General features: G+C 74.1%; 13 protein-coding genes. 3 read left to right on the top strand and 10 right to left on the bottom strand.

Translation table 11 applies throughout. From position 1 onward, the window contains the following. Nucleotides 1-236: 236 nt before the first annotated feature. Nucleotides 237-848, top strand: a complete 612-nt coding sequence (locus IF99_RS0128295; RefSeq protein ID WP_037827839.1) for a L,D-transpeptidase family protein — start codon at nucleotides 237-239, stop codon at nucleotides 846-848. A 53-nt stretch (nucleotides 849-901) separates the two neighbouring features. Here IF99_RS0128295 and IF99_RS0128290 read toward each other — a convergent pair whose 3' ends face one another. From IF99_RS0128290 to IF99_RS0128245, 10 genes are all read right to left on the bottom strand, one after another. Next, nucleotides 902-2,722, bottom strand: coding sequence for a CocE/NonD family hydrolase (locus IF99_RS0128290; protein ID WP_031000886.1), 1,821 nt, complete (start codon nucleotides 2,720-2,722; stop codon nucleotides 902-904). Between the two features lie 326 nt (nucleotides 2,723-3,048). Then, complete coding sequence (locus tag IF99_RS0128285; RefSeq protein WP_037827842.1) at nucleotides 3,049-3,513, bottom strand: Tad domain-containing protein; 465 nt, start codon at nucleotides 3,511-3,513, stop codon at nucleotides 3,049-3,051. A 2-nt stretch (nucleotides 3,514-3,515) separates the two neighbouring features. Then, nucleotides 3,516-3,914 (bottom strand): TadE family protein, encoded by a 399-nt coding sequence (locus IF99_RS0128280; RefSeq protein WP_031000882.1) that lies wholly within the window; start codon nucleotides 3,912-3,914, stop codon nucleotides 3,516-3,518. Nucleotides 3,915-4,021: 107 nt separating this feature from the next. Then, nucleotides 4,022-4,546, bottom strand: a complete 525-nt coding sequence (locus tag IF99_RS0128275) for a TadE family protein (RefSeq protein ID WP_199806578.1) — start codon at nucleotides 4,544-4,546, stop codon at nucleotides 4,022-4,024. A gap of 38 nt (nucleotides 4,547-4,584) precedes the next feature. Beyond that, the gene (locus IF99_RS0128270; RefSeq protein WP_031000878.1) at nucleotides 4,585-4,869 is read right to left on the bottom strand and encodes a hypothetical protein; all 285 of its coding nucleotides are present in this window, start codon (nucleotides 4,867-4,869) and stop codon (nucleotides 4,585-4,587) included. A gap of 103 nt (nucleotides 4,870-4,972) precedes the next feature. Further along, a complete protein-coding gene (locus IF99_RS0128265; RefSeq protein ID WP_031000876.1) occupies nucleotides 4,973-5,911 on the bottom strand; it encodes a type II secretion system F family protein in 939 nt (312 codons plus the stop codon). Next, entirely contained in the window at nucleotides 5,908-6,963 is a 1,056-nt protein-coding gene (locus IF99_RS0128260; protein ID WP_031000874.1) for a type II secretion system F family protein, read from the bottom strand. Before IF99_RS0128260 ends, IF99_RS0128265 begins: the two co-directional genes overlap by 4 nt. Continuing rightward, nucleotides 6,960-8,261, bottom strand: a complete 1,302-nt coding sequence (locus IF99_RS0128255) for a CpaF family protein (protein ID WP_031000872.1) — start codon at nucleotides 8,259-8,261, stop codon at nucleotides 6,960-6,962. Before IF99_RS0128255 ends, IF99_RS0128260 begins: the two co-directional genes overlap by 4 nt. Beyond that, nucleotides 8,258-9,292, bottom strand: coding sequence for a hypothetical protein (locus IF99_RS0128250; protein ID WP_031000870.1), 1,035 nt, complete (start codon nucleotides 9,290-9,292; stop codon nucleotides 8,258-8,260). The genes IF99_RS0128255 and IF99_RS0128250 overlap by 4 nt, the downstream gene beginning before the upstream one ends. A 25-nt stretch (nucleotides 9,293-9,317) precedes the next feature. Then, the gene (locus IF99_RS0128245) at nucleotides 9,318-10,049 is read right to left on the bottom strand and encodes a hypothetical protein (RefSeq protein ID WP_031000867.1); all 732 of its coding nucleotides are present in this window, start codon (nucleotides 10,047-10,049) and stop codon (nucleotides 9,318-9,320) included. A 411-nt stretch (nucleotides 10,050-10,460) separates the two neighbouring features. Here IF99_RS0128245 and IF99_RS0128240 point away from each other — a divergent pair, with 411 nt between their 5' ends. Both IF99_RS0128240 and IF99_RS0128235 read left to right on the top strand, forming a co-directional pair. Continuing rightward, nucleotides 10,461-10,760, top strand: coding sequence for a WXG100 family type VII secretion target (locus tag IF99_RS0128240; protein WP_031000864.1), 300 nt, complete (start codon nucleotides 10,461-10,463; stop codon nucleotides 10,758-10,760). A 347-nt stretch (nucleotides 10,761-11,107) separates the two neighbouring features. Continuing rightward, complete coding sequence (locus IF99_RS0128235; protein ID WP_031000862.1) at nucleotides 11,108-15,613, top strand: FtsK/SpoIIIE domain-containing protein; 4,506 nt, start codon at nucleotides 11,108-11,110, stop codon at nucleotides 15,611-15,613. Nucleotides 15,614-15,906 lie beyond the last annotated feature (293 nt).

The following is a 15,906-nucleotide window of genomic DNA, read 5'->3' as shown; positions in this document are numbered from 1 at the left end:
GGGCGGCGGGGCTGCGGAGGACGGAGGGGGCGCCGGGGGCGCCGGGGCCGCAGGGGGCGCCGGGGCCACAGGGGGCGCCGGGACCGCAAGGGGCGCCCGGGCCGCAAGGGGCGCCGCCACCGCACGGCGTGCGGGGGTCGGCCGGGCCGGGCGCGAGCCCCTCGCGGGCCGGGGCGCCCGCGAGGGTTTCCGTCCTCTCCACCGCCGGGACCTCCGCCGGGTCCCCCGCCGCGTCGGTGGGGGGCGCCGGCCGTGCCGCGCTCCGTGCGGCCGGGCTCGGCCCCAAGACGCTGGCCCGGATTCCCGCCCGCGCGCGGCAGGTCCTCGTGGTGAAGGGCGCGGGACCGGACGCGAACCGGGGGACGGCCCGCCTGTACACCCGTACGGAGGCCGGGGTCTGGCTCCCGGGCCGTGCGCGCCCGGCGCGGAACGCGCTGCGCGGCTGGACGGACCACCACCGGTCGGGCGACCTGCGCTCCCCCGCCGGGGTCTACCGCATCGGCGACGCGGGCGGCCTCCTCCCGAACCCGGGGACCCACCTCCCGTACGACCGCTCCGACGAGTTCGCCGAGGGCGGCACCGGATTCACGGGCGAGTCCCTCGCGACCGCTTTCGACCACGTCCTGGCGATCGACTACAACCGCGTCGCGGGCGTCTCGCCCCTGGACCGCGCCCGCCCCCTGGGCGAGGAGCGGGGCGGCGGCATCTGGGTCCACGTCGACCACGGCGGCCCGACCCACGGCTGCGTGAGCCTGGCCCGCGCGGACCTGGTGGCACTGCTGAGGGAACTGCGCCCGGAGTGGCACCCCGTGATCGCGATGGGCGACGGGGAGCGGCTCGCGCGCTGAGGCAAAGCCCGCCTCCCCCGGCGACGGGGGAGGCGGGCCCGTACAGCCCTCACTCAGGCACGGGGCAGCGTGAAGCTCCCCTCGCCCGCCGCCAGCGTCACCGTGTACTGCCGCAGGTAGGAGTCGAGGAACGGCGAGCGCGCCCCCGCCGTGGCGGCGTCGCGGGCCGGGTCGTCGAGGGCGAGCGCGAGCCGCGCGTCGTCCACGCCGATCGTCTCGCCGCTCGGCGTGTCCCGCCACGAGCCGCTCTGGATCGACCCGATCTCGACCCCGAGCACGTGCCCCGCCTTCAGCGTCCAGTCGGTCGCCTTCAGGTCGACGGACACGCGCCCGCTCTTCACGAGGGACACCTGCTCGTCGAACATGACGGCCTTGCCGTCCGTGCCGACGTCGTAGAGCTTGAGCATCACGTTGCCCGAGCCCTTGGCCTTGAAGGAGATGTGCGGCGTCCCGGTGATCCGGGTGTCCCGCGCGAGCGGGCGCGACCACGTGAAGTAGCTCGACGTGACGGCCCCCGCCTCCTGAAGCCGGGCGAGGCCCTTCGCGAGCCCCCGCGGCGCGACGGGGTCGAGCGCGGGAGCGTGCTCCATGTCGAAGTCACCCGGCGTACCGCCCGCTTGGGGGCTCAGCGACAGCGAGGTCCGCGCCGAGGCGCCGCCGTCGTCCACGTACGCCCCGTCGTCGAGCCGCACGGTGGTGGTACGGGACGTGGTGGGCCAGCCGCGTTCGGCGCGCCAGGCGCCGGTCGAGTCCTCGATCGCGAAGGCGGGGTAACTCACCTTCGGGCGCTTGCCCTTGAGGTACTGGTCATAGAAGGAGAGCGTCTCCGCGTACCAGCCCTCACGCCCCATCGCGAGGCGCCCGTCGCTCACGCGGTCGCCGCCGCGCACGTGGTCCCACTGTCCGAGCCAGCCGCGCTCGGGGCCGTGGTGGTTGTCCAGGTACTCCTGCATCTCTTCGGGTTTGGTGTTGTTCTCGATGAAACCCTGGGTGACGAAGAGGGGCGTGTCACTGCCCTTGGCCTTGGCGGCGAGGTCGCGCGCCTTCCAGTGCGCGGACTTCTGGTCGGCGATCTTGTAGCCGTCGGCGTTGCGGGTGAGGCACTCGGGGTGCTGCCGCTCGTACGTGGAGTTGGCGAGGTAGTGCGGATCGTCGTCGGCCAACTGGGGCAGCGTGGCGATGGAGTTGTACGCGTTGGCGGTGCCGGTCACGTTGGGCCGCGGCACGCCGTTGGAGTAGATGTACTGGTACAGGTCCCACACGGGTTCCTGCGCCACGACGGCCTTGAGGGGCTTCTGGTCGAGATCGTTGCCGATGAGCCCGGTCACGGCGTCGTAGGACTTCCCGTACATGCCGACCTTGCCGGTGGACCAGGACTGCTTGCCCGCCCAGTCGATGGCGGCCTTGACGTCGGCCTGCTCGCCCGGTCCGCCCCAGTCGAGGCAGCCCGTGGAGCCGCCGAAGCCGCGCAGGTCGACCATGACGAAGGCGTACCCCTGCTGGAACAGGTCGCTGCCCTCGATGAAGTCGTTGAAGCGCGCGGAGGGCCCGGTGTGCGTGAAGCCCTCGTCGTCGGTCTGCCCGGAGTGCCCGAAGTAGGGGCCCACGGAGAGGATGACGGGTACCTTCTGCCCCTTCCTGAGCCCTTCGGGGAGGAGGACGTCAGCGTGGAGCTGGGTGTCCGAGCGGTCGGAGGACGGGAAGTACTCCTGCGTCCAGGCGGCACCGGCGGGCACCCGGTCGTTCTCGGCGTGGGTGATGCCGCCGCGCGGGGAGTCGTGGGGCGCGGGCGCGGCGACGGCGGGGCCGGCCAGGGCGAGTCCTGCGACTACGGCGGAGGCGGCGGCCAGGGCTACCGCGGGACGTCTGATCACGTGCAACTCCCTCTGGGGCGTGAGGCGCGGGGGTGGTGCAGGTGGGGCACCGGCCACGCGTCGAACACGCGACCGACGATCACGCAGCCTAGAAGCGGTACGCCCGAGCCTCAAGAGGGCCTTGTGACAGCGGAGTTAACGATGCGGCCGCCGAAGCGGGGGGTGCGTCCCGCTTTGACCGCGCTGGTGGCGGCGGTGGTGGTCCACGACTGGACGAGGGGTATGGCCGGCCTGGCGCCGTGCGGCGGGGAGGGGGCGCGGGCACATGGGGGCTCCTGGCGCCGTGCGAGGGGTGGGGCCGGTTCGCCCCAGCGCGGTCCGCCGCCTCAGCCGACCTTGTTCTCGGCGACCGCCGTGCCCGAGACGTGGATCGAGCCGCCGTAGAAGACGCCGGTGAAGATGGGCCGGTAGGTGAGCTGGATGCGCACCTCCACGTGCTCCGCGTCCGCCTCCACGCACCCCGAGGCCGCCGCGTCCGCCCCCGACATCCCGCTCTCCGCCGCGAACGCGGCGACCCTGGCGGGGCAGTTGCCCGCGTTGATCGGCGCCTCGCCCTCGTTGCCGTACAGCGCCTCGCGGTCGATGTCCTGTGCCGCGTACCGGGCTGCCTGTTCGGCGAGGTCGGCGGCGCGCTCGCGCTGCGAGATCGACAGCCCGCCGTCCACCACGAACGCGGCGAGGGAGAGGAAGACGAGCGCGAAGAGGATCACGGCGCCCGCGCCGGAACCGCGATCGTCGGCATGGGAGGAGTAGCGCCCCCGCACCAGGGACGTGAGCCTGCCGGGCCGCACCGTCACCCCGCCTTCCGCTTGTACGGGTCCAGTGGCGACGTCGCCTTGCCCGTCAGCGTCTTCGGCACGTTCAGCCCCAGCATCGCGAGTCCCCGCACCTGGCAGCTGACCTCCACCGAGAAGAAGTCGGCGTCCGCGAAGCCCGCGCTCGTCTTGCGCACCTCGACGGGCCCCGCGCACACGTCGCCCAAGTCCGCCTCCGCCGCGCGCCGCGCCTCCGCCATCGCCGTCCCCGCCTCCCACTGGAGCGAACCGGAACGTGCCGCGTCGCGCGCCGCGCTGTCCACCGCCCCACGCCCGTCCACGAGTTGGCCCATCGCGACGAGCACGAGGAGGAAGAGGATCATCACGGGCGCGAGGATCACGACCTCGACGGTGGATATGCCCCGGTCGTCCCCCAGGAGGGAAGCGCCACGCGCGCCCTCCGCGAGGGAGACGCCACGGGCGTCCTCCACGCGGGAGGCACCACGGCCGTCCTTCACGCGGGAGGCGCCCCCGTCTTCGTGCCTCACTCCTCCCCCTCCCGCACGAACCGCTCCACGGGCCCCACCGACCGCGCGTGCACCGTGAGATCGAGCCCGGGGAAGACGGACGGCACCCGCGCGGTGATCTCCACGCCGACCGTGTGCGCGCGGGGCTCGACGAGCTTCACGTCGGGGCCGAGCACAAGCGTGGGCCCGAGCTGGCCGATGTACGAGTCGGTGACCTCGCGGGCCGCGCCGCGCCACTCGCCGGGGTGCTCGTCGGCGGTCGCCCGCGCCTTGCGCGCCCCGGCCTGCGCCGCCGCCTGCGCGACGTGGTCGGCGAAGAAGTACAGCGCGAACTGCACCGTCGCGAAGATCATGAAGAAGAGGATCGGGGTGAGGACGACGAACTCGATGGCGGTCATGCCGGAGTCACCGCCCCGCCGGTTCGCGCCGGAACCCTTCGGGGGGACGCCGCCGCTGGGGGCGGCCCCGGCGCCCCTCGGGGGCATGGCGGGGCCGGAGGCGTCCCCGCGACACCTCCGCAGCACTGCGTGCCCCCGCCCCACGTCCGTCCCCTCGCCCGTACGTCCCGACCGCCCTTCGCTCAGCAGGTCTTGTCGGCGCTCGCCCCTTCGATGCACTTGCCGACCTTGTCCGCGCCGCCCTTGAGCGCCGCGTTGAGGATCGCCGCGACGACGCCGACGATGGCGACGACGACGGCGGAGATGATGACCCACTCCACCGCCGAGGCGCCCCGGTCGAGTTCACCGGAGGTGGCGCGGCGGTAGCGGGTCTGGAGGAAGGCCGCCAGGAAGGCGACTGCGGGGTGCGCGGAGCCGACGAGGCGCCGCGTGTAGAAGTTCTCGGTGGGTGCTTCGTGTTCGTTCATGGTGTCCGGGTCCTCTCCGGTCGGTACTGAGGTCGGTCGGTCCGGTGGACTCGCGCGCGTACGGGCGCGGGGCGCGCCCGGCGCCGTACGTGCGCCGCGGCGCTCACATCTGGAACACCCGCATCGCGGCGGGAAAGATCAGGAAGACCAGGAAGCCCGCGCACAGGAGGAGTTGGGCGATGAGCATGGACTGCGACTTCTCGCCCGCGCTGCCCTCGATCTCGGCGAGTTCGCGGTGCCGCATCGTCTCGGCGCGGGAGGCGAGGGACTCCCGTACCTTCGCGCCGTCGTCGGCGACGAGGGCCAACGACGAGGACAGTTCCTTCAGTTCCTCGATGCCGAGTTCCTCGCCGAGCCGGCCGAGCGCGTACCACTGCGTGTGGCCGGTGATGCGCGCGTCCTGGAGGGCGTCGCGGATGCGGCGCGAGGCCCAGCCGTCGCTGACCTCGGCGGCGGCGAGCAGCGCCTCGGGCAGGCCGCGCCCGCCCGCGAGGCTCATCGCGACGAGGTCGAGGTAGGCGCCGATGACGCGCCGCAGGTCGCGGCGCTTGTCCTGGGCGTCGCGGCGGACCTCCAGGTCGGGAAGGAAGAAGAAGAGGATGCCGCACAGCAGCGCGAGCCACAGCGGGATGAGGGGGCTGCGGCCGATCCCGAGCACGGCGACGATCGCGAAGACGGCGGGCCCGAAGACGAGCCCGGCGACACCAAGCAGCACCTTCGTCGCCAGGAACCTTTCCCAGCTCCGGTCGAGCACCGCCAAGTCGGCGCGCAGCGACCGCAGTTCCCAGCCCTGCTGCCGGTAGAAGGCGGCGAGGCGCAGGCCGAGCGAGGCGCGCGCGGAGGCGAGCCTGCCGTCGTCCTCCTCGTGCTTGCCGCCCCGGTGCGCGGGGGGCTCGTACGCGCCCCTGGCGCGCAGCGCGTCGACGCGCGCGACGGTCTGGAGCGGGCTGCGGGCCCCGGGCAGCAGGGCCCTGACGAGCACGTAGAGGCCGAGTCCGATGACGCCGCCCGCGGCGACGGGCCCGATCCACTGGCTGTTCACCGGCGCACCGTCCCCTCGTGCTCGCCGCCGCGTCGCGGCGCCGTCCTGCTCCCGGCGGCGCGTGGCGCGCTCAAGTCGGGCCGTGCGGTCTGGGTGTGCGTGTCGCGTACGAGGAAGCGCTCGGGGGTCTCGATGGTGGAGAGCTTGCGCAGCCACCAGAAGCCGAGGGCGAAGAGCCCGCAGACCGCGGCGAGCACGACCTGTCCGACGGGCGAGTTGTACGGCGAGACGAAGTCCTTGTTGAAGATGGCGAGTCCGAGGACGAAGAGCACGGAGACGGCCACGACGATCTGGACACTGCGGCGGGTCGCCGCGCGCTGCGCCATGACGCGCTGCCGCATGTCGACCTCTTCGCGCGCGGATTTCGCGAGGGCGCCGAGCACGTGGCGCAGGCCGGGGCCGCGCAGGCGGGCGTTGAGGATGAGCGCGGCGACGATGATGTCGGCGGAGGCGTCGTCGATCTCGTCGGCGAGGGACTGGAGCGCGTCGGGGAGCGGGGTGCGGGCGCGGAGCCGGTCGACGAGCGCTTCGAGGTGGGGGCGCAGCGCGGGGGCAGCGGCGCGCGCTGAGGCGGGGATGGCCTGTTCGAGCCCTACGGCGCCCGCGATGGTGTCGCGCAGGGACTCGGTCCAGGTGGCGAGGGCCTCGACGCGGCGCATCTGGGTGCGTTCCTCGCGGGCGCCGCCGAAGAGGCGGTCCCAGGTGAGGACGAGGATGCCGGCGCCGATCCCCGCGATGACCCAGCCGGTCGCGACGAGCACGAGCACGCCGACCAGCACGGCGGCCGACGCGCGGCGGCTGAGCAGGCGGGCGAGTTCGGCGCCGCGCTTCCTGCCGCCGGGGCCGTCCGCCCCGGCGGGCTTGGCGGGCAGCCCGTACAGCGCGATGACGAGCAGCGCGCAGCCGCCGCCCGCGAGCAGCCCGGCCCCGAGCGCGCCGAGGACGCTCGGCGAGAGCAGCCCGCCGAAGTCGCCGAACGCGTCCAGCCCGGCCGCGAGCGGGTGTCCGGAAAGAGCCGCCCCGTGGTGCGGCCCCGTGACGTCGTGGTTCATCCCCAAGCCCCCCGGTATCCCTGTGCGACGAGGTCTTCGAGGCAGGAGACGGGCGCGTGCGGGACGACACGGCCGTCGGGGGTCTCGGTGAAGATCTCGCTGGACAGGACGCGTCCGTCGACACCGTTGACCTCGCGGATGGAGGTGACGAGGCGCTGGAGGCCGCCGCCGAGGTGGTAGGTGTTGCGGCGCTCGATGAAGACGACGAAGTTGATGGCGCCCGCGACGAGCATCTGGCTCGCTTCGACGGGCAGGTGCTCGGCGGCCTGGAGCGCGTACGTCGACACGCGGTTGAAGACCTCGGCGGAGCTGTTGGCGTGGATCGTGGAGAGGGAGCCGTCGTTGCCCTGCGACATCGCGTTGAGCATCGTGACGATCTCGTCGCCGAGCACCTCGCCGACGATGACGCGCGAGGGGTTCATGCGCAGCGAGCGGCGGACGAGTTCCGCCATCGTGATGGCGCCCTGGCCCTCGGAGTTGGGCAGGCGTTCCTCGAACGCGACCACGTTGGGGTGGAGTTCGGGGAAGGCGTCGAGGCCGAGTTCGAGCGCGCGCTCGACGGTGATGAGGCGCTCGGGCGGGGGTATCTCGTTGGCGAGCGCGCGCAGCAGCGTCGTCTTGCCCGCGTTTGTGGCCCCGGCGATCATGATGTTCTTGCGGGCGCGCACGGCGCAGGCGAGGAAGTGCCCGATCTCCGGGGTGAGGGTGCCGTTGCCGACGAGGTCGGACATGAAGACCTTGCCCATGCGGGCGCGGCGGATGGAGAGCGCCGGGCGGCGCGTCACATCCATGACGGCGGAGAGCCTGGAGCCGTCCGGGAGACGGAGGTCGAGCTGCGGGTTCGCCGAGTCGAAGGGGCGCGAGGAGAGCCCGGAGTACGCGCCGAGCACCTGGATCAGCTCGATGAGTTCCTCGTCGTTCTCGGCGACGGGCTCCCCGAGGACCTCGTGGCCGTCCGCGTAGCCGATGAAGACCTGGTCGTGCCCGTTGATGTCGATGTTCTCGACCTCGGGGTCGTCCAGGAGCGGCTGGAGCCGCCCGACGCCGAAGAGCGCCGCGTGCACGGCGGAGGCGTAGCCCTCCTCGGTCTCCGCGTCGAAGGGGGTACGGCCCGCGTTGATCTCCCCGCGGGCGTACTCCTCCAGTATCTGCGCGATGACGGCGCGCGCGTACTGCCGCTCGTCCTCGCCGGACATCGCGGCGACGCCGTCGGCCTGGTCCTGGCGCCGCTGCTCGGCGATCCGGTCCCCGGCCTCCTGCCGGAACCGCTTGACGAGCTGGTGATCGACCCCGCTCACCGGGGGGCTCCGGGCGCGGAACCGGGCCCGGCGCCCCCCGGCGCGGGGGCGGGGCGGGTGCCGGGGGCGGGGTGCGGACCGGTGGGGTGCGGCTGCCCGGCGGCGTGCGGCTGCCCGCTGGTCTGCGGCTGCCCGGTGGTCTGCGGCGGTACGGGGGCGGAGCCGCCCTGCGGGTAGGGGGTGCCTGGGGAGGTCGGGCCGCCCGCCGCCGGGCCGGGCGCGGGCGCGGTGGCCCACAGGGTCCCGTACCGCTGCTGGATGTCCGCGGACACCTTCCGCGCGGAGCGCACGAGGAGCGACTTGTCGAGGCGGCCCCGGCGGCGCCCGGCGAGCTGTTCGGCGCCGGACTCGTCCTCGGCCAGGGTGCCGACCACACGCGCGCCCGACTGCGTCGCGTGAAGCATCTCGTCGAGCTGGTGCACGAGCTTGCCCGCGCCGCCGCTCTCCGCGACGAGGACGACGCCGATGAGCGGGGTCCCGAGCTGGGCCGCGCCGCGCCGTTCACCGTGCAGGCGGCGGGCGAGGTGACTCGCGCGGTCGCGGACGCGGGCGAGGGACTCGGGGGTGGTGCGGGCGAGGAGGAGGACGAGCGCCGCGTGCGGGAGCAGGTCGAGCACGGGGCTGTCGCCGCTGATGCGCCCGCAGTCGGCGATGACGTCGGCGGGGGCGTGCGGCGAGTCCTGGAGCTGGGCGAAGGCGCGGCCGAGGAGCGGCCACGTACCGCTGAGCCCGGCGGCCTGTTCGGCGCCGCCGAGGCCGACGAGCACGTCGAGTCCCCCGGCGAGTGCCTGGGCGTGGTCCCAGAGCTGGTCGGGGGCCAGTCCCCGGCGGGCGGTCGCGGCGATCGACAGCAGGCCGAGGTTCGGGTCGAGCTGCCCGCCGTGCGCGGCGGCGCTGCGGTAGACGAGGTCACCCCCGGCCGGGTCGGTCTCGGCGAGCAGCACGCGGCGGGGCCAGATCGCGGCGAGCGCGACGGCGGCCGTGGTGACCCCGGGCGAGCCCTTGTCCGCCGCGAGTGCGATGAGCGCCATGTCTCGTACCTCCTGGTGAACCGGCTCAGTCGCGCGAGCGGCCGGGCACGAGAACGACGGCGACCTCGCCCACGGAGGACGCCTGGGCGAGGGCCTGGGCCTCGCCCGCCGGGACGGAGACGGTGAGGGTGCGGTCACCGGTGGACAGGGCCTCGCCGCCCTTGGAGCTGCCGCCCGCGTCCTTCACGTCGGCCTGCGCGCTGAGAAGGGTCCGGTTCCCCCCGGAGGAGCCGGACTCCCCGGCGGGAGGAGCGCCCGCGTCCTTGCCCACGTGGTAGACCGCGACGGTGTCGCCGGGCTTGAGCCCGCCCGGGTACTGGCCCTCCTGGAGAGCGAGCCCGACGAGCGCCTTGCCCTCGTCCACCACCGACTTGTCCTTGGCGATCAGCATCTCGCCGACGACGAGGGAACCCGCGGGAAGCGCGGAGCCGAGCTTGTACTTGCTCTTCGCCAGGTCGATCTGATCCCACCGCAGGTAGTGGATGGAGTCGTCCTTGGCGACGAGGATGTCCGTGGTGTTGTCCCGGGAGAGCGAGCCACCCGCCGGGATGGCCTTCGTCGTCCGCACGACGGAGACGCGGTCACCCGCGTTCATGACCAGGAGCGTCGCGGCGAGGGCGCCCGCGAGGATCAGGAGGACGGCGAGCGCGGCGAGCGCGGGCTTGCGCTCGCGGGGCGGACTGGGCAGCCGTTCGCCCACAGCGGGCTGCTGGGCGGGCGCGGACGCACGGCCCGACACCCTCTCCTGGACCTTCACGCGCGTGCTCCCCGTATCCCCGCCGACACCCGCGCGCTCCGCCGGTATCGGTACGTTCCGTGACTCGCGGCCCCGACCCCCGGCGCGCGCACGTCGCGTTGTCGCGTGCGATTCCCCCGCCGGTCCGTCTCTCACGGGCCATGTCAAGCCACCGCACCGTACCAGTGGCACGGAGGCCGCTCAAGGCTCCCCGGACCGGACGCACTTGACCGAAAACGCCCCGAACACACCCCTAACCGTCCTTGTCGTACGCCCCGTTCACCCGATCTCCACGCCGCGCCATCCGGAATCGTCTCCTCCACTTCCCTCCCCTCGAAGGAGTGAGCACCCACTTCCCCCGGCCCCTTTCACCCCTACGGGCCCCGGCCCCCGCCTCCCCCTACGCTCCCCACCACCGACGAAAGGACCCCCATGGCCAAGGACGCCGAACTCACCTACGCCGAGATGCGCCGCGCCGCGGGCCGCCTCACCGAGGCCAGGACCACGATGGACGAGGACCTCGAAGCCCTGGAGCGCTACATCGAGCAACTGGTCCGCGAGGGCTACACCACCCGCCGCAGCAGCGTCGCCTTCGAGGAGTCCTTCAAGGAGTTCAAGCGAGGCATCAAGAACACGATCCAGGGCCTCGACGGCATGAGTTCCTTCCTCCACCAGGCCGCCCAGTCCTACGAGGACCTGGACGCCGAGCTGGCCCGGGGGGTGGGGAGGTGAGGTGAGGGGGGCCTTCGGCGGGGCTTTGCGGGGGCCTGCGGGGCCTCGGCGGGCGCCGGGGCGGGGGCCTCCGGTGAGGCCTCGGTATGGCTTCAGGCGGGGCTTGCGGTGGGGGCCTCAGGGGGCCTCGGTGGAGGCCGGGGCGGGCGCCGGGGCCGGACGGGGCGGTGCCTCCGGAGCCTCGGTGGGCGCCGGGACGGGGCCCGGGGCGAGGGGCTTCCGCCGACGCCCGTACCCCGCGCGTCAAGCCCCCTCCCTCCCCTAACGGGTGATCCCAGCCCGCCCGCCACAGCTCCCCCTCTTCTCCCCACCACAAGCCCCCTCCCCCCGTCGCCGAAGGAGACCCCGTGCAGGTCGCCGTCACCGTTGTGGATCCCCAGCTCGGCCGTACCGCAGACGTCCTCCTCGTGGCGGACGACGAGACCGACGCCGCCGAGGTCGTCGCCGCACTGGCACGGCACACCGGCTCGCCACCGGACGCCGCCGCCTTCGTCGACGGGCAGCCGCTCCGGCTGCCGCTGCGGGACGGCTGCGTCGTGAGCCTCGGCGGCCCCGGCGGGTGCGCGGACGGCGAGCCCACGGGGCTCGTGGAGGTACGGGTCACGGGCGGCCCCGATGCCGGCGGCGTGCACCGCCTGGGGGCCGGCCGGTACGTCCTCGGCTCCGGCCCGCACGCCCGGCCCCGTATCGCCGACCCCGGGCTCCCGCCCCTCGCCCTCACCCTGCGCATCGCGCCGGACGGCACCTGCGCCTACGAAGCCGCCGCCGATGGCCTCCGCGTCGACGGCGCGCCCGCCCCGCAGACCGGCACCTGGCCTTACGGCTCCCAACTCTCCCTCGCGGAAACCCTCCTCGCCTACGACCGCTACCTCCCGCCCGACGCCGCGCTCACCCCCACCGAGGACGGCACGGCGCTCGCCTTCAACCGCCCGCCCCGCCTGCGCCCACCCGCCCCGGCACACCGCTTCCGCCTCCCCTCGCCCGTCCCGCCCCACGAGCCGCGCCCGTTGCCCTGGCTCATGGCGGCGGCACCACTCCTGTGCGCCCTCGTCTCCGTCGCGCTCTTCGGCCGCTGGTACTACCTGGCCCTCGCCGCTCTCAGCCCCCTGCTCCTCTTCGCGACGCACTACCTCGACAAACGCCAGGGCCGTACCTCGCACGCCGCGCGTCTCAAGAAGTACGCGGCCGACAAGGCCCGCATCGAGGCCGCCGCACAGGACGCCCTCGCCGCCGAACGGCGGACCCGTATCCGCGACTCCCCCGACCCCGCCACCGTCCTCTGCCTCGCGACAGGCCCCCGCGCCCGCCTGTGGGAACGCCGCCGCACCGACCCCGACCACCTCCTCCTCCGCTTCGGCACCGGCACCCTCCCCTCCATCGTCGTCCTCGACGACCCCGCCGCCGACGAGCACGAGCGCGCCACACCCCACCCCCTCACCGACGTCCCCATCGCCCTCCCTCTCGCCGCACTCGGCGTGCTCGGCATCGCGGGACCACCGGCCCGGAGCCTCGCCCGCTGGTCCGTCGCCCAACTCGTCGCCCTCCACAGCCCGCTCGATGTCCGCGTCCTGGTCCTGACGGAACCGGCGGCGCGCCCCGACTGGCACTGGCTCCGCCACCTCCCCCACGCCCGCCCTTCCGCGTCCGCAGGCCCCCACACCCTCCTCGGCACCGACCCCGAGACCGTCATCGCACGCGTCAAGGAACTCACCCGCCTGCTCGACACCCGACGCGAAGCGGCGAAGGAGCGGAACGCTTCGGCACAGCGCCTCGATCCCGACCTCGTCGTCGTGTGGGACGGCGCACGGCGACTGCGGGAGTACCCGGGCGCCGTACGCCTCCTCAGCGAAGGGCCGTCCGTCGGCATCCACTCCCTGTGCCTCGACGCCGATGAGGCCGGCCTCCCCGCCGAGTGCCAGGCGACCGTCGTCCCCGACCCTTGCCACCCGCACCGCCTGCGCGTGCGCCGCACCGGGTCCCCGACCGTCGACTCCGTACGCCCCGACCTCGTACGTACCGCCTGGAACGAACGCCTCTCCCGCGCCCTCGCCCCGCTCCGCGACCCGGGCCCCGGCACCCACGGCGCCGCCCTCCCCACGACCTCGCGGCTCCTCCCCCTTCTCGCCCTCGACCCACCCACCTCGTCCGCCGTGCGGGCGCGGTGGCTCACCCACGCCCCCACCACCACCGCCGTCATCGGCGAGTCGTACGAGGGCCCCTTCGCCGTCGACCTGTGCCGCGACGGGCCGCACGGGCTCGTCGCCGGCACGACGGGCTCGGGCAAGTCCGAGCTGCTCCAGACCCTCGTGGCCTCGCTCGCCGCCACCAACACCCCCGAACACCTGACCTTCGTCCTCGTCGACTACAAGGGCGGCGCCGCCTTCCGCGACTGCGACCACCTCCCCCACACCGTCGGCACGGTCACCGACCTCGACACCCACCTCACCGAGCGCGCCCTCGTCTCCCTGCGCGCCGAACTCCACCGCCGGGAGCGCATCCTGGCGGCGGCGGGCGCGAAGGACATCGAGGAGTACGCCGCCGAAGCACCCGGAGCCTTTACCGAGCCCGCCACAGGAGGTGTGACCGACGTGGCAGGCGCCCCCGGCATGCCGGGCACAGGTGGCACAACCGGCGACGTGGCAGGCGCCACCGGCCCGCCCGGAGCGGGCGGGACGACCGACATGGCAAGCGCCATCGGCCTGCCGGACGCCGAAGGCGCCCCCGGGCCACCCGGCGCACGCCGCCTCCAGCGCCGTCCGCCTCTCCCCCGCCTCCTTCTCGTCATCGACGAGTTCGCCTCGCTCGCCCGCGAACTTCCCGACTTCGTCTCGGGGCTCGTCGACATCGCCCAGCGCGGACGCAGCCTCGGCATCCACCTGCTGCTCGCGACGCAGCGGCCCGCCGGGGTCGTCTCGCCCGAGATCCGCGCCAACACGACCCTCCGGATCGCTCTCCGTGTCACCGATCCGAGCGAGTCCAGCGACGTCATCGACTCACCCGAGGCCGCACACCTCGCGAAGACGACGCCGGGCCGCGCCCTGGCCCGCCTCGGCCACGCCTCACTGACCCCCTTCCAGACCGCCCGCGTCGCGGGCGGCGTCCCTCGCGCGACGACCGCACCCCGCACGGTCTGGACCCACCCGCTGACCTGGGCAGACCTCGGCCGTCCCACCCCCGTCCCGCCACCGCCGAAGACCCTGGACGACGAGGGCCCGACCGATCTGAAGGCCCTCGTCACCGCCATCCGCGAAGCCACCACCGCCCTCGCCATCCCCCCGCCGCACGCCCCCTGGCTCCCCGCACTCCCCGACCACGTCTCCCTCGGCGCCCTCACCACGGCGGACACCCCACCCGGCTCGGCGCCGTACGGGATCGAGGACCACCCGGCCACCCAGTCACGCCGCCACCTCACCCTCACGCTCGACACCTTCACCCACCTCCTCGTCGCGGGCTCCCCCCGCTCCGGCCGTTCCCAAATCCTCCGCACCCTCGCCGGGTCCCTCGCCCGCGCCCATTCCTGCGCCGACGTCCACCTCTACGGCATCGACTGCGGCGACGGCGCCCTCGCCGCACTCGCCTCGCTCCCCCACTGCGGGGCGGTCGTCGCCCGCCACGAGACCGACCGCGCGACGCGTCTCCTCGCCCGTCTCACGGAAGAACTCGCCCGCCGCCAATCCCTGTTCACCCGCCTCGGCCACGCCGGCATCACCGAACAACGCGCCACCGCGCCCCCCGCCGAGCGCCTCCCCCACCTCCTCGTCCTCCTCGACCGCTGGGAGGGCTGGCTCCCCACCCTCGGTTCGCACGATCACGGCGAACTCACCGAACAGCTCCAGGCGTTGCTGCGGGAGGGCGCGAGCGCGGGCCTGCACCTCGTTCTCACGGGCGACCGCCAACTCCTCCTCGGCCGCCTCGCCTCGCTCACCGAGGAGAAGTACGCACTGCGCCTCGCGGACCGCGCCGACTACAGCCTCCTCGGCATCCCGCCCCGCTCCCTGCCCGTCCACATCCCGCCCGGCAGGGCGTTTCGCGCCGAGTCCGGTACGGAGACGCAGTTCGCCCTCCTCGACGCGCCCCCCGAAGGCCGTGCGCAGACCGGCGCCTTGACCGCCCTCGGCACCGCGGCCACCACGCGCGACCAGGCCGTTCCCGCCTCCCGTCGTCCCTTCCGCCTCGACGCCCTGCCCTCCCGTATCGACTTCGCCGAGGCATGGAAGCTGCGGCCCCGGGACCGTGGCCCGCTGTGGGCCCTCGCCGGGGTCGGCGGCGACACCCTCACCGCCCTCGGCCCCGACCTCGGCACCGCACCACCCGCCTTCGTCGTCGCCGGCCCCGCCCGCTCCGGACGCAGCACGGCCCTGTGTTCCCTCGCCCGTTCCCTCCTCGCCCACGGCACCCGTCTCCTCCTCGTGACACCCCGCCCCTCCCCTCTGCGCGACCTCGCCCCGCAGGCCCAAGCGCTCTTCACAGGCTCCGGCCTCAAGGCCGCCGACCTCGAAGCGGCCCTCGACCTCGCCGAGGGCCCCACAGCCGTCCTCGTGGACGACGCCGAAGCCCTCACCGACTGCGACGCGTCCCCCACCCTCACCCGCCTCCTCCGCGAGGGCGGCGCGCTCGGCCGGGCCCTCGTCCTCGCGGGGGACGAGGACGAGATCTGCGCGGGCTTCTCCGGCTGGCAACCCGAAGCCCGCACAGCCCGCCGAGGTCTGCTCCTCTCCCCCCGCTCCCCAGCAGCGGGGGACCTGGCCGGCCTCCGCCTCACCCGCACCGAGACCGGCGGCCCCGTCCTCCCGGGCCGGGGCCTGCTGCACCTGGGCGACGGAGAGGCGGTACGGGTCACGGTGCCGCACTGAAGCACGGCCCACACCCGCCCCGCCCACGACGAAACGCCCTCCGCGCAGGCGGGTCGGCCGCGAGCCGGCACCGACTTGTGCGGAACCGTAGCGGAATGCGTGGGACGGTGCGGTGGACGAAAAAATCGTCTCACTCGGCCGAGTGAGACGTTGTGCGAGTTTCCCGAAGTTATCCACAGATGTGGGGAGGTGGGGGTGGGCGGGGGCGCGGACGCGAAAGAATGGATGCAGGGGCGCCCCCCGGGCTGTCTCTTATACACATCTCCGAGCCCACGAGACTAAGGCGAATGTCG

It is taken from the genome of Streptomyces sp. NRRL F-5630 (genome assembly GCF_000719475.1).
GTDB lineage: Bacteria > Actinomycetota > Actinomycetes > Streptomycetales > Streptomycetaceae > Streptomyces.
This window is presented reverse-complemented; position numbering and strand designations above follow the sequence as displayed.

What these genes read in the sequence shown, in the direction of transcription:
- IF99_RS0128240 (WP_031000864.1), top strand. Translation starts at nt 10,461, where the DNA reads ATGGCCAAGGACGCCGAACTCACCTACGCCGAGATGCGCCGCGCCGCG.
- IF99_RS0128270 (WP_031000878.1), bottom strand. Translation starts at nt 4,869, where the DNA reads ATGAACGAACACGAAGCACCCACCGAGAACTTCTACACGCGGCGCCTC.
- IF99_RS0128250 (WP_031000870.1), bottom strand. Translation starts at nt 9,292, where the DNA reads ATGGCGCTCATCGCACTCGCGGCGGACAAGGGCTCGCCCGGGGTCACC.
- IF99_RS0128260 (WP_031000874.1), bottom strand. Translation starts at nt 6,963, where the DNA reads ATGAACCACGACGTCACGGGGCCGCACCACGGGGCGGCTCTTTCCGGA.